The organism is Streptomyces sp. NPDC046197, assembly GCF_040646295.1.
Classification (GTDB): Bacteria; Actinomycetota; Actinomycetes; order Streptomycetales; family Streptomycetaceae; genus Streptomyces.
In genome coordinates this window covers 114,009-127,854 of the sequence record NZ_JBEYZY010000024.1, presented here as the reverse complement: position 1 = coordinate 127,854, position 13,846 = coordinate 114,009, and the positions used below count along the sequence as shown (strand labels likewise).

Here is a 13,846-nt window from a genome sequence, read left to right as displayed (position 1 = left end):
AGCAGCTCAAGCGGCTGTGAGACGGTGACGAACTCCCGCAGCGGATACCGGGCCAGCACCGCGTCCACCTCCGGCGTCAACGCCGCCGCGAGGCGGGAGGCGGCCGGGCGGCCCTCGTCGCGCAGGGCCTGGACGGCGGCCGACAGGACGTCGCGTTTCCCTTCGTGTTCCGGTACTCCGGCGGCAGCCCGCTCGTACAGCCGCGCGCCCTCCTCCAGCACCAGTCCGGTGTCCATCCCCGCGGGGATCTTGATCTGGGCATGGTGCCGCCAGGTGGTGACCGGGTCCCCCCATGCCTCCACGCTGTACGTCCAGTGGCCGGGCTGCCCGGCGGTCACGGTGGCCCCCCAGCGGTCGGTGCCGGGGGCCAGCTCGCGCATCGGGGTCCAGGGGCCCGGGCGGCCCTCCGGATCCGTCAGAACGACGTTGGCGGCCACCGCGTCGTGCCCCTCACGGAACACGGTGGCCGAGATCTCGAACGACTCGCCGGTCACCGCCTTCGCGGGCCTGCGGCCGTGCTGGACGACGGGGCGGACGTCGAGGACGGGGATCCGCCCCACGGCGGTGGGGCCGCCCGAGGAGGGTTGCCGGGAAGCCGGTGGACCGGCGTCGAAGGTGCGCGCCGGTGGCGGTTCGGCGGCGGGTGTGCTGGTCGTCGGGGGTGGTGACTGGTGGTGCGTGGCGGGCATGACCGCTCCTGTCCGCGTCAACGAGGGTGTAGGCGGATGTGTGTGGGGAGGTGGGTCCTGCGTGGTCTACCTGTGGGGGTGTACCGGTGGAGCCTTCCACCCTATTCGGGTGAGCATTCCGGCACTTTGTTAACTACTCACGCGTATGTCTACACACAAGACTGGCCCCGTCCGCGCGCGGACGGGGCCGGTGCCGGCACTCTGCCACTACGCCCGCGGTACCTGCAGGAGTTTGTTCGGCGAACCGGGGCCGGCGCCGGACACCTTGCCGGATGCCGCGCCCGCGACCAGTGCCCCGGCGACCTGGGCGGGAGCGGCTCCCGGGTGTCCGGACAGATAGAGGGCGGCCGCGCCCGCGGCGTGCGGGGCCGCCATCGACGTACCGGAGCAGGTCGCCCTTCGGGTGTCGCTCGCGTACCACGCCGAGGTGATCGACACGCCCGGGGCGAACAGGTCGAGGGCCGAGCCGAAGTTCGAGAACCCGGCCCGTGCGTCCTTGCCGTCGGTGGCACCGACCGTGATCGCCTCCGGCACGTCCGCGGGGGAGTACAGGGCGGCGGGGAGGCCGTCGTTGCCCGCGGCGACCGTGTAGGTGACGCCCGCCCTGATCGAGTTGCGTACGGCGGCGTCGAGCTGGGCGCTGTAGGAGCCGCCCAGGCTGAGGTTGGCGACAGCGGGCTTGTGCGCATGCCGGGTGACCCAGTCGATACCGGCGATGACCTGGGACGTCGTCCCGGTCCCGGCGTCGTCCAGGACGCGGACGGCGACCACCCTCGCCTTCTTGGCGACGCCGTACGCCGTGCCGGCGATGATGCCCGCGACGTGCGTGCCGTGGCCGTTGCCGTCCTGCGCGGTCCGGTCGTTGCCGACGAAGTCCCAGCCGTAGCGGGCACGGCCGCCGAAGTCCTTGTGGGTGATCCGGATACCGGTGTCGATCACGTACACGGTCACGCCATCGCCTTCGGACGGGGGCCGGCGGTATCTGCCGTCCAGCGGCAGGTCGCGCTGGTCCATGCGGTCCAGGCCCCAGGACGGCGGGTTGACCTGGGTTGCGTCCAGTCGCACGCGACTGTCCCGGACCACCGAGGCGACCCGGGGATCCGCCGCGAGACGTCTGGCCTGGCTCGCGTCGGCGTGGACGGCGTACCCGTTGAGGGCGGTGCCGTAAATATGGCCGATTCTCGCGCCGTACCGCTCGGCGATGCTCTGTCCGGCCGCCGAGCGGGCCTTCGTGTCCCCCCGGAGAGTCACCACGTAGCTTCCGCCGACGGAACCGGGTCGTCCGGCACCGGCTGTCTGTCCCTCCGGGGCGGCGTGCGCGGGCAGGGTGACGGCCGACAGCGCCGCCGCGGCGGCGAACAGGCCCACCGACCCCATCCGGCGCAGACGCCGTGTCCGCGTCCGTGCCATGTCCGAGTTCCCCTCCTCGACCCGGGTAGGGGGGCAGCGTCTCGTGGGGCGGTGAGCGGGACAAGGGCGCGAAAGGAAAGAAGCCCGTCATGGGCAGAGCACCCAGCGGCGTGCACCGGGACACCGGTAACGTCGTATGTGACGTGACGCACAGCGCTGTGCGTCCATCCCCGAACGCGCCACGCCGAGGTGGAATGTGAAGGCGATCCGTCGGTTCACCGTCCGTCCCGTTCTCCCCGAACCTCTCCGGCCGCTCAGCGAGCTGGCCCGCAATCTGCGCTGGTCCTGGCACGCCGAAACGCGCGACCTCTTCCAGTCCGTCGACCCGGAGCGCTGGGCCTCCTCGGGCGGCGATCCCGTACGCCTCCTGGGCAGCGTGCCCCCCGCGCGGCTCGCCGAGCTGGCCCAGGACCGGCGCTTCCTGCGCCGCCTGACCGCGGCCGCCGACGACCTGCACGACTACGTGACCGGCCACCGCTGGTACCAGGCCCAGCCGGCCGACCTCCCCGCCGCCGTCGCCTACTTCTCGCCCGAGTTCGGCATCACGGCCGCCCTGCCCCAGTACTCCGGCGGCCTCGGCATCCTCGCCGGTGACCACCTGAAGGCGGCCAGTGACCTGGGCGTACCGCTGATCGGCGTCGGCCTGCTCTACCGGCACGGCTACTTCCGCCAGACCCTGTCCCGGGACGGCTGGCAGCAGGAGCACTACCCGGTCCTCGACCCCCACGAGCTGCCCGTCACCCTGCTGAAGGAGGCCGACGGCTCACCGGCCCGGATCTCGCTCGCGCTGCCCGGCGGCAAGGCGCTGCACGCCCGCGTCTGGGTGGCCCAGGTCGGCCGGATCCCACTGCTCATGCTGGACTCCGACGTCGAGGAGAACGACCTCGGCGAGCGCGGGGTGACCGACCGGCTCTACGGCGGCGGCAGCGAGCACCGGCTGCTGCAGGAGATGCTGCTGGGCATAGGAGGGGTGCGGGCGGTCCGGACGTACTGCCGGCTCACCGGCCACCCCGGGCCCGAGGTCTTCCACACCAACGAGGGACACGCCGGGTTCCTCGGCCTGGAGCGCATCGCCGAGCTGTGCGGCCAGGGCTTGGACTTCGCCGCCGGCCTGGAGGCGGTGCGCGCCGGAACCGTGTTCACCACGCACACGCCCGTCCCGGCCGGCATCGACCGCTTCGACCGCGAGCTGGTGGCCCGCCACTTCGGCCCCGACGCCGAGCTGCCGCACATCGACGTCGACCGCATCCTGCAGCTCGGCATGGAGACCTACCCGGGCGGCGAACCCAACCTGTTCAACATGGCCGTGATGGGCCTGCGCCTGGCCCAGCGGGCCAACGGCGTCTCGCTGCTGCACGGGCGGGTCAGCCGGGAGATGTTCTCCGGACTGTGGCCGGGTTTCGACCCCGACGAGGTGCCGATCACCTCGGTGACCAACGGCGTGCACGCCCCCACCTGGGTGGCGCCGGAGGTCTTCCGGCTCGGCGCCCGGCAGATCGGCGCCGAGCGCACCGAGGACGCGCTGTCGGTGGGCGGCTCCGACCGCTGGGACACCGTCTCCGACATCCCTGACCAGGAGATCTGGGAGCTGCGCCGTGATCTGCGCGAGCAGCTGGTGGCCGAGGTGCGGCAGCGGCTGCGTGCCTCCTGGCGGCAGCGCGGGGCCGGGACGGCCGAGCTGGGCTGGGTCGACGGTGTGCTCGATCCCGACGTCCTGACGATCGGGTTCGCGCGGCGTGTGCCGTCGTACAAGCGGCTGACCCTGATGCTGCGGGACCCGGACCGGCTGATGGAGCTCCTCCTGCACTCCGAGCGGCCGGTCCAGATCGTGGTCGCCGGCAAGGCGCACCCCGCCGACGACGGCGGCAAGCGGCTCATCCAGGAGCTGGTGCGGTTCGCCGACGACCCGCGGGTGCGCCACCGGATCGTCTTTCTGCCGGACTACGGCATGGCGATGGCGCAGAAGCTGTACCACGGCTGCGACGTCTGGCTGAACAACCCGCTGCGGCCGCTGGAGGCGTGCGGGACGTCCGGCATGAAGGCCGCGCTCAACGGCTGCCTGAACCTGTCCGTGCTGGACGGCTGGTGGGACGAGTGGTTCCAGCCCGACTTCGGCTGGGCCATCCCCACCGCGGACGGTGTGGGCACCGATCCGGACCACCGCGACGACGTCGAGGCGGCCGCCCTGTACGACCTGCTGGAACAGCGGGTCGCCCCCCGCTTCTACGAGCGCGGGCAGGGCGGCCTGCCCGACCGCTGGATCGAGATGGTCCGTCAGACCCTCACCCTGCTCGGGCCGAAGGTGCTGGCCGGCCGCATGGTCCGCGAGTACGTCGACCGCCTGTACACGCCGGCCGCCCACGCCCACCGGGCGATGGACCAGGAGGCGGCGCGGGAGCTCGCCGCGTGGAAGGCGCGGGTGCGGGCGGCCTGGCACGAGGTGACCGTCGACCACGTGGAGACGTCGGCCACCACGGCCACCGCGGAACTCGGCAGCACCCTGAGCCTGCGGGTGCGCGTCGGCCTGGGGGACCTCGGGCCGGAGGACGTCGAGGTCCAGGCGGTGTCGGGCCGGGTGGACGAGGAGGACCGCATCGCCGACGCGGACACGGTTCCGCTCAAGCCGGTGGGCGGCCCGGACGAGGAGGGCCGCTGGGTCTACGAGGGCCCGCTCGCCCTCGACCGCACCGGCCCGTACGGCTACACGGTCCGCATCCTCCCGGACCACCGCCTGCTGGTGTCCGGTGCGGAGCTGGGACTGGTGGCGGTTCCCTCGGAGGAGACCGGGGACGGGGCGGGGGTGCTGATGCGCTGACCCCGAGGACTGAGTCCCGGCGCGGGCCGGGGCTCAGTCCTCGGGGCCCCGGCAGAGTTGCCTGAGCACGTTCCCGCAGCGCCGCGCGTACACCTGCTGCAGGCCCCGGGCGGCCGGTCCGCCCGCCCGGGTGTACCACTTCGCCGGGCGGCTGAAGGCGGTCACGGTCAGCCACACGGTGCCGTCGCCGGTGCGGTCCACCACGAACGCCTCCTCGCCGTGCTCCGGGTGGCCGGGCAGCGTGCCGTACGCCCACCCGGCGCGGCGGGCCTCCTCGACCGTCCAGACGACGCGGCACGGCGCCCTGATCAGACCGGCCAGGGTGACGGTGACGTCGACGCCGGGCGCCGCCCGCTCGGCGCTCGCGTCGATGCCGACCCCGATCGCCCGGTGCAGTTCCCACGTCAGCAGGGCCTCGGACGCCCGCCGGAACACCGCCTCGCCCTCGCCGATCCGCGTGCGCACGTGCAGCGGGTGGAAGCCCGGCGGGCAGGCGGAGGCGTTCTGGCGGGTCGCGCCGACCTCGTCGTAGGTGAAGTCCTCCGAAGACATGGGACCCAAGAGTAGGGCGGCACCCGGGGAAGTCCTCGTCCCGGGTGCCGCCCGCGTCAACCGCGCTCCGTCAGCTCACGTTGACCGCGGACCAGGCCGCAGCCACCGCCTTGTACTCGGTGCTGCCGGAGCCGTAGAGGTCGGCAGCAGCCGAGAGGGTGCCCGTGCGGGCGGACTTGTAGTCGGTGGTCGACGTGAAGTACGTCGTCAGCGCCTTGTACCAGATCTGCAGCGCCTTGGCGCGGCCGATGCCGGTGACCGTGGAGCCGTTGGACGTCGGCGAGTTGTAGCTGACGCCGTTGATCGTCTTCGCGCCGCTGCCCTCGGACAGCAGGTAGAAGAAGTGGTTGGCGACGCCCGACGAGTAGTGCACGTCCAGGTCGCCGACGGACGAGGACCAGTAGTCGGCGGAGCCGCCGTCCTTGCTGGGCTTGTCCATGTAGCGCAGCGGGGTGCCGTCGCCGTTGAGGTCGATCTTCTCGCCGATCAGGTAGTCACCCGGGTCGGAGGCGTTGTTGGCGTAGAACTCCACGCCGGTGCCGAAGATGTCCGAGGTGGCCTCGTTGAGGCCGCCGGACTCGCCGCTGTAGTCGAGGCCCGCGGTGTTGGCGGTGACGCCGTGACTCATCTCGTGCCCGGCCACGTCCAGCGAGGTGAGCGGGTGGTTGTTGCCCGAGCCGTCGCCGTAGGTCATGCAGAAGCAGCCGTCGTCCCAGAAGGCGTTCTCGTACTGGTTGCCGTAGTGGACGCGGGAGTAGGCGGCCGAGCCGTCGTTCTTGATGCCGCTGCGGCCGAAGGTGTTCTTGTAGAAGTCCCAGGTCACCTGCGCGCCGTAGGCGGCGTCCACGGCCGCCGTCTGGTCGGTGGACGAGCTGGAGGCGGTGCCGGTGCCCCACACGTCGTCCGAGTCGGTGAACAGGGTCCCCTTGCCCGAGCTGGAGCTGTGGGCCTTGTTGTACGTCTTGTGACCGCCGCGGGTGGTGTCGTACAGCTGGTACGAGGAGCCCGACTTGGTGGTGTTCAGGCCGACCGTGCCCGAGTACAGGCTCTTGCCGGTGCCGGTCTCGATGCCCTGGTACTCGAAGAGCTTCCTGCCGGTGGCCGCGTCGGTGATGACGTGCAGCTTGTTCGGGGTGCCGTCGTCCTGCAGGCCTCCGACGACGGTCTCGTACGCCAGCACCGGGGTGCCGCTGGCCGCCCAGATCACCTTGCGCGGGGCCTGGTCGGCGGCGTTCTTCTGCGAACCGGCGGCCTTCGCCGCGGTCAGCGCCTGCTTCTCCGCCTTGGCGGGGGCGATCTGCGGCTTGAGCGAGGCCACCTTGATGGCCGCCTTCGCCGCTCTGGTGACGCCCTCCGTCTTCCCGGACTTGGCGGTGTGCACGACCAGGTCGCCGCCGAGCACGGGCAGGCCCGCGTAGGTCCGCTCGTAGCGGGTGTGCACCGTGCCGTCGGCGTCCTTGACGACGTCCTTGACGACCAGCTTCTCCTTGGCGCCGAGGCCTATTTGACGGCCCGTCTCGGCGGCGTCCGCCTGGGCCTTGGCGATCAGCGAGGTGCGGGCCGCGGCGGACAGGGCGGCCGGGGCGGCGGCGAGGGCGGTCCGGCCGGTGGCGTCGGCCGGGGTCTGGGCCGAGGCACTGGTGGTCAGACCGGTGCTGAGGAGGGCTCCGGCGGCGACGGCGGTGGCGATGGCCACGGTGGCGCGCTTGTTACGCGCGTAGCGGGGAGTCACACAAGCTCCTTGGTGGGGCAGTCCGGTCGGCGTGGGGTTGCCGGCCGGATCGGATGGGAGGTGGCTGTGCTCGTGCGGCGGGTGGAGGAAGACTGACATCAAGGGCGCGTACATGTCAGGACCCTCAAGTGATGTTGGCCAAAACTCGACTGTCCGGTAAACGTTTCGGGAATGTGAACGGGCGCCGCCCCGGGGAGTCGAACCTCCGGGACGGCGCCCTGTCTCAGGTGCTGTCACCCACGGCCTACGGGAACGTCAGCTTCCAGCTGTTGATCGTTCCCACGTCGTAGGCGGCCTTGTCCTGCACCTTCAACTTCCAGGTGCCATTGGCCTGTTCGGACGAAGCGTTGACCGTGTAGGTCGCCTTGACGTCGTCCGCGGAGTCGGAGGAGCTGAAGTCCTTCAGGCGGTACGAGGCGCCCGAGGGACCGACCAGATCGATCACCAGGTCACCCCGCCAGGTGTGCGTGATGTCGACGGTCACCTGCAGGTTGGAGGGTGCGTTTCCGGTCCGCCCGGACACCGTGATCGACGAGGTGACCGCGGGACCGTTGTCCGGGATCGACACCGGCGTCGTGTTCTCGTACGAGCTGCCGCCACCGCCGCCGCCACCCGAGCGCGAGCCGACCGCCACGCCCGCCCAGGCGTCCTGCACCGCCTTGTACTCGGTGCTGGAGGTGCCGTACAGCTCACCCGCCGCCGCGAGCGTGCCGGTGCGGGCGCTCGCGTAGTTGGTCGTGGAGGTGAACTTGGTGGTCAGCGCCCGGTACCAGATCTGCAGCGCCTTGTCCCGGCCGATGCCGGTGACCGGAAGCCCGTCCGCGGTGGGCGAGTTGTAGCTGACGCCGTTGATGACCTTGGCGCCGCTGCCCTCGCTCAGCAGGTAGAAGAAGTGGTTGGCGACGCCGGACGAGTAGTGCACGTCCTTGTTGCCCACGCCCGAGTACCAGGAGTCGGCGGAGGCGCCGTCCTTGCTGGGCTTGTCCATGTAGCGCAGCGGGGTGCCGTCGCCGTTGATGTCGATCTTCTCGCCGATGAGGTAGTCACCGACGTCCGTGCTGTTGTTGGCGTAGAACTCCACGCCGGTGCCCATGATGTCCGAGGTGGCCTCGTTGAGTCCGCCGGACTCGCCGCTGTAGTTGAGGCCCGCGGTGTTGGAGGTGACGCCGTGGCTCATCTCGTGCCCGGCCACGTCCAGCGCGGTCAGGGGGTCGTTGTTGCCCGAGCCGTCGCCGTAGGTCATGCAGAAGCAGCCGTCGTCCCAGAAGGCGTTCACGTACGAGTTGCCGTAGTGGACGCGGGAGTAGGCCGCCACTCCGTCGTTGCGGATGCCGCTGCGGCCGAAGACGTTCTTGTAGAAGTCCCAGGTCTCCGCGGCCCCGTAGTGGGCGTCGGCGCCCGCGGTGGCGGCGTTCGACGTGGTGCCGTTGCCCCAGGTGTCGTTGTTCTGGGAGAACAGCGTCCCGGTGCCGGACGTACCGTGGTTGAGGTTGTACGTCTTGTGCCCGCCGCGCGCGCCGTCGGTCAGGGTGTACGTCGAGCCCGACTGCGTCGTGGTCAGGGTGACCTGGCCGCTGTACTGCGTGTTGCCGATACCGGTCTCGATGCCCTGGTGCCGGTACAGCTCCTTGCCCGTGGTGGCGTCGGTGATGACGTGCAGCTGGTTCGGGGTGCCGTCGTCCTGGAAGCCGCCGATCACCGTCTCGTACGCGAGCACCGGGGTGCCGCTCGCCGCCCAGATCACCTTGCGGGGTGCGTGGTCGGCACTCGCCTTGGTGCTGCCCAGTGCCTGGGCGCGCTGGAGGGCCTGCTTCTGGGCGGACGCCGGCGAGACGCCCGGGGTGAGGCGGGAGACCTGCACGGTCGCGTTCGTCGCCTTGAGGACGCGCTCGGTCCGCCCCGACTTGGCGGTGTCCACGATCAGGTCGCCGCCGAGCACGGGCAGGCCCGCGTAGGTGCGCTCGTAGCGGGTGTGGAGGGTGCCGTCGGCGTCCTTGACGACGTCCTTGACGACCAGCTTCTCCTGAGCGCCCAGGCCGATGTCCTTGGCCGTCCGCGCCTTCGCCGTGTCGGCGTCGCGGAGCAGCTCGGCGCGCTGCGAGGGCGTGAGCTTCACGGCGGCATGGGCCGGGTTGATCCCGCTCGAGGGGGCCTGGGCGGGCGCGGCGCTCGCGGCGCCCGACTGGACTGCCGCGGCGATCAGCGCGGCGACGCCGGCGGCGGCGACAGCGGCTGTGCGGCGGTGGGAGGTGTGGGAGGTGCGTCTGCGAGAGGAACTGCTTCTCAACACTGACTCCTTCTGCGTGGCCGCGGGTCGCGCGGCCTGGGGAGATCCGGACGAAGGGTCGGCCGTCCGGGCAGAACGGGGCAAAGCGCGGAACCAGGTGCCAAAGTGCGGGCCGGATCACAGCGTCGAGCCGTGGGGGGTGCTGTGGGGTTGCTGTGATGTGGCCGTTGGGAAGAGTGACAGGAATCACCCGCCATGTCAGGAGCGCGTCAAAAACTTGGCCGGAAATGGTTCGTTGACCGGATGTTCATGTTCGGTATGCGAACCGGTCAGGTGCCGGTGAGCGGGCGTTTGCTCCTGCGACACGTTCCCGGAAGCCTCACGCAACGGAGCCGGGCCGACGCTGGACACGGCGCGCCCGACCCCTTTGCGCGAGCCCGGGCCGCCGTACCGGATCGCGACGCCGGGAAGACTCAGCGGCAGCGCCGGCCCGTGAGGCCGCTCACGCCAGGCTGTCCCGCCAGGCCCGGTGCAGATCCGCGAACCGGCCCGTGCCCGCGACGAGTTCGGCCGGACTGCCGTCCTCGACGATCCGCCCGTGCTCCATCACCAGCACCCGGTCGGCGATCTCGACCGTGGACAGCCGGTGGGCGATCACCACGGCCGTACGGCCCGTGAGGACCGTCGCCATGGCACGCTGCACGGCCCGCTCGCCCGGGATGTCGAGAGAGCTGGTCGCCTCGTCGAGGATCAGCACCGCCGGGTCCGCGAGCAGGGCCCGCGCGAACGCCACCAGTTGCCGCTGTCCGGCCGAGATGCGGCCGCCCCGCTTGCGTACGTCGGTGTCGTAGCCCTCGGGCAGCGCGCTGATGAAGTCGTGCGCGCCGATCGCCTTCGCCGCCCGCTCGATCTCCTCCCGGGTCGCCTCCGGACGGCCGATGGCGATGTTCTCCGCGACCGTGCCGGAGAACAGGAACGCCTCCTGCGTCACCATGACGACCCCGCGCCGCAGTTCGGGCACGGGCAGCTCGCGCAGGTCGACGCCGTCCAGCAGCACACGCCCGCCGGAGGGGTCGTAGAACCGGGCGAGCAGCTTGGCCAGTGTCGACTTGCCCGCACCGGTGGAGCCGACCACCGCCACGGTCTGACCGGCCGGAATGGTCAGGTCGAAGCGGGGCAGCACCTCGCCGCCCGTGCGGTAGCCGAAGCGCACCCCGTCGAAGACGACCTCGCGGCCCGGCTGCCGGGACGCACGGGCCGGCAGTTGCCGGGGCGCCGACGGCTCGGGCACGGACGGCGTCTGCGCCAGCAGCCCCGCGATCTTCTCCAGCGAGGCGGCCGCCGACTGGTAGGAGTTGAGGAACATGCCGAGCCGGTCGATCGGGTCGTACAGCCGCCGCAGGTACAGCACCGCCGCCGCCAGCACGCCCAGCGCCAGCGAACCGTCCGCCACCCGGTAGGCGCCCCACAGCACGATCACCGCGACCGCCGTGTTCGCGACCAGCCGCGAGCCGACCACATAGCGGGCCATCTCCAGGAGCGAGTCGCCGTTGGTCCGCTCGTGTTGCCGGTTCAGAACCCGGAAGGCGGCGTCGTTGGCCCGCTCGCGGCGGAACGCGCGCACCGGCCGGATCCCGTTCATCGTCTCCACGAACTTCACGATCACCGCGGCGATCGCGGTCGACCGCGCCCGGAACACCCGGCCCGCGCGCCGCTGGTAGAGCCGGACCAGCAGGTACAGCGGCACGAAGGAGGCCACCGCGACCGCGCCGAGCCCGAGGTCCAGCCACAGCAGCATCGCCGAGATGTAGACGAAGGAGATGATCACCGTGACGAGTTCCTGGAGCCCCTCGCTGAGCAGCTCGCGCAGCGACTCGACATCCGTCGTGGAGCGGGAGATGAGCCGGCCCGAGGTGTAGCGCTCGTGGAAGTCGACGCTCAGCGCCTGGGCGTGGCGGAAAATGCGGCCGCGCAGATCCAGCAGCACGTCCTGGTTGACGCGGGCGGAGGCCACGATGAACGCGTACTGGAGTCCGCCGGAGGCGAGCGCGCTCAGCAGGTAGGCGACCGCCACCGCGATCAGCGGGCCGCGGTCGCGGTCGCGGAACGCCGGTACGGCGGTGTCGAGCGCGTACGCCACCAGCAGCGGCCCCGCCTGGACGGCCGCCTGCTGGAGCAGCAGCAGAAGAGTCGTGCCGGCGACGCGGGCCCGCATGGGGGCGAGCAGCGAGCGCAGCAGGGTCGCCGTGGCGCCCGGGGGAGTGGGCAGGACGTCCCGGTCGAACGGGTCGCCGGCATCCTCACGACGCGGCACGTCCTGGTCGTCGGGGGCGGTGGGGGTGGACGTCGTGGGGGCCGTCATCGGGCGTCGTCCTCCTCTTCTTCCGGTTCTCCCGGTTCTTCCAGATCTGGAAGTTCTTTCAGAACTTCCAGTTGTTCCGGCTCTTCCGGTTCTTCCGGACCTTCGCCTGCCATCAGGTGGGCGTACTCGGCGCTGGTGCGCAGCAGTTCGTGGTGGGTGCCGACGGCGGTGATACGGCCGCCCGAGAGCAGGGCCACGCGGTCGGCGAGCAGGACCGTGGACGGGCGGTGCGCCACGATCAGGGCGGTGGTGTCGGCGAGGACCTGCCGCAGGGCGGCCTCCACGGCCGCCTCGGTGTGCACGTCGAGGGCGGACAGCGGGTCGTCCAGCACCAGGAACCGGGGACGGCCGACGACGGCACGGGCCAGGGCGAGCCGCTGCCGCTGTCCGCCGGACAGGCTCAGGCCCTGCTCGCCGACCTGGGTCCCGGTGCCGTGCGGGAGGGCGTGCACGAAGCCGGCCTGCGCCACGGACAGCGCCCGCTCCAGCTCTTCCGCGCCCGCCGTGCCGTCGGTGCCCATGAGCACGTTCTCACCGACGCTCGCGGAGAACAGGGTGGGCTCCTCGAAGGCGACCGCCACCAGGGAGCGCAGCTCCTCACGGGAGAGGGTGGTGATGTCGTGCCCGTCGAGGGTGATGCGGCCCGAGGTCACCTCGTGGAGGCGGGGTACGAGTGCCGTGAGCGTCGTCTTGCCGCTTCCCGTCGCACCCACCAGCGCCATGGACTCGCCGGGGCGTATGTGGAGGTCGACGCGGTCGAGGACGGGCACCGAGCCTGCGGGGGCGTCGGGATAGCGGAAGGTGACGTCGTGGAACCGCAGACCCGCGGGCGCAGGGGCGAAGTCAGCCGACCCGTGCACCCCGCCCGGGGGCACCCGTCCGCGGTCACCCAAGGCCGACGGCTTTTCGGGCTGCGCGTCCATCACCTCGAAGTAGCGCTCCGTCGCCGTCGCCGCCTCCTGGCTCATCGCCAGCAGGAACCCGATCGACTCCACCGGCCACCGCAGAGCGAGCGCCGTCGACAGGAAGGCCACCAGCGTGCCCGCGGACAGCGCCCCGTCCGCCACCTGGCCCGCTCCCACCACCAGCGCCGCCCCGATCGACAGCTCCGGCAGCGTCACGATGACCGCCCAGATCGTCGCCAGCAGCCGCGCCTTGCGCAGCTCCGTCCCCCGCAACGTCAGCGACAGCTCCCGGAACGCCCGTGCCTGACTGCGGTGCCGCCCGAAGCCCTTGATGATGCGGATGCCGAGCACGCTCTCCTCGACCACCGTCGTCAGGTCCCCGACCTGGTCCTGCGCGAGCCGCGCCACACCGGCGTACCGCTTCTCGAAGACCCCGCAGGTGAGCATCACGGGCACCGCGGGCCCGAGGATCACCAGCCCCAGTGCCCAGTCCTGCAGCAGCATGATGACCACGCCGACGAGGATCGTCACCCCGTTCACCAGCAGGAACGTCAGCGGGAAGGCGAGGAACATGCGCAGCAGCATCAGGTCCGTCGTCCCCCGGGACAGCAGCTGCCCGGACGCCCAGCGGTCGTGGAAGGCCACCGGCAGCCGCTGCAGGTGCCGGTAGAGGTCCGCCCGCATCTCCGCCTCGACGTGCGACAGCGGTCTGGCCACCAGCCACCGCCGCAGCCCGAACAGCACCGCCTCGGCGATCCCGAGCAGCAGCAGGCAGAGCGCCCCGAGCCACACGCCCCCCGGATCCCGCCCGGCGACCGGCCCGTCCACCATCCACTTCAGGACGAGCGGAATCACCAGTCCCACGCAGGAGGCGACGATCGCGACGAAGGCGGCCGTGAACAGCCGCAGTCGCACCGGCCGCACATAGGGCCACAGGCGCAGCAGCGTGCGGACGGCGGAACGGCCGGTACGGTCCTCGGCGGTGGCACGTGTCGTGGGCATCAGGAGCGAGACTACGGATCGGCACTGACATCGCCCACCGAGTTTTGGCCGGACCTGCGTCCATCGCTGGTCCTACGACCTGCGCGTTCGGCCCCCGGACCGCCGGCCGCCCGGCCCGGTCGTACCGCCGCATCAACCGATCGGCCGATGCC

Annotated in this window: 8 protein-coding genes; 1 reads left to right on the top strand and 7 read right to left on the bottom strand. The window is 71.6% G+C overall.

Annotated features, from left to right (window positions below):
• Both AB0A61_RS28945 and AB0A61_RS28940 read right to left on the bottom strand, forming a co-directional pair.
• On the bottom strand, nucleotides 1-689 hold a 689-nt coding region (locus AB0A61_RS28945), incomplete at its 3' end, for a maltotransferase domain-containing protein (protein ID WP_361298411.1).
• A 207-nt stretch (nucleotides 690-896) separates the two neighbouring features.
• Nucleotides 897-2,099 (bottom strand): S8 family peptidase, encoded by a 1,203-nt coding sequence (locus tag AB0A61_RS28940; RefSeq protein WP_361298408.1) that lies wholly within the window; start codon nucleotides 2,097-2,099, stop codon nucleotides 897-899.
• 196 nt (nucleotides 2,100-2,295) lie between these two features.
• Between AB0A61_RS28940 and AB0A61_RS28935 the strand changes: the two genes are divergently transcribed.
• Nucleotides 2,296-4,914 (top strand): glycosyltransferase family 1 protein, encoded by a 2,619-nt coding sequence (locus AB0A61_RS28935; protein WP_361298405.1) that lies wholly within the window; start codon nucleotides 2,296-2,298, stop codon nucleotides 4,912-4,914.
• A 33-nt stretch (nucleotides 4,915-4,947) separates the two neighbouring features.
• Here the strand turns inward: AB0A61_RS28935 and AB0A61_RS28930 are convergent, their stop codons facing one another.
• From AB0A61_RS28930 to AB0A61_RS28910, 5 genes are all read right to left on the bottom strand, one after another.
• Nucleotides 4,948-5,466 carry a DUF1990 domain-containing protein gene (locus AB0A61_RS28930; RefSeq protein ID WP_361298402.1) on the bottom strand — a complete coding sequence of 173 codons (519 nt, stop codon included), beginning with the start codon at nucleotides 5,464-5,466 and terminating at the stop codon, nucleotides 4,948-4,950.
• Nucleotides 5,467-5,536: 70 nt separating this feature from the next.
• Nucleotides 5,537-7,198 carry a M4 family metallopeptidase gene (locus AB0A61_RS28925; RefSeq protein WP_361298399.1) on the bottom strand — a complete coding sequence of 554 codons (1,662 nt, stop codon included), beginning with the start codon at nucleotides 7,196-7,198 and terminating at the stop codon, nucleotides 5,537-5,539.
• 244 nt (nucleotides 7,199-7,442) lie between these two features.
• Nucleotides 7,443-9,485 (bottom strand): M4 family metallopeptidase, encoded by a 2,043-nt coding sequence (locus tag AB0A61_RS28920; protein ID WP_361298396.1) that lies wholly within the window; start codon nucleotides 9,483-9,485, stop codon nucleotides 7,443-7,445.
• A 442-nt stretch (nucleotides 9,486-9,927) separates the two neighbouring features.
• Nucleotides 9,928-11,787, bottom strand: coding sequence for an ABC transporter ATP-binding protein (locus tag AB0A61_RS28915; RefSeq protein ID WP_361298393.1), 1,860 nt, complete (start codon nucleotides 11,785-11,787; stop codon nucleotides 9,928-9,930).
• The gene (locus AB0A61_RS28910) at nucleotides 11,784-13,694 is read right to left on the bottom strand and encodes an ABC transporter ATP-binding protein (RefSeq protein WP_361298390.1); all 1,911 of its coding nucleotides are present in this window, start codon (nucleotides 13,692-13,694) and stop codon (nucleotides 11,784-11,786) included. Before AB0A61_RS28910 ends, AB0A61_RS28915 begins: the two co-directional genes overlap by 4 nt.
• Nucleotides 13,695-13,846 lie beyond the last annotated feature (152 nt).

Excerpts from the sequence above, each read along its gene's own strand:
- AB0A61_RS28940 (WP_361298408.1), bottom strand. The coding sequence starts at position 2,099 with ATGGCACGGACGCGGACACGGCGTCTGCGCCGGATGGGGTCGGTGGGC.
- AB0A61_RS28930 (WP_361298402.1), bottom strand. The coding sequence starts at position 5,466 with ATGTCTTCGGAGGACTTCACCTACGACGAGGTCGGCGCGACCCGCCAG.
- AB0A61_RS28915 (WP_361298393.1), bottom strand. The coding sequence starts at position 11,787 with ATGACGGCCCCCACGACGTCCACCCCCACCGCCCCCGACGACCAGGAC.
- AB0A61_RS28910 (WP_361298390.1), bottom strand. The coding sequence starts at position 13,694 with ATGCCCACGACACGTGCCACCGCCGAGGACCGTACCGGCCGTTCCGCC.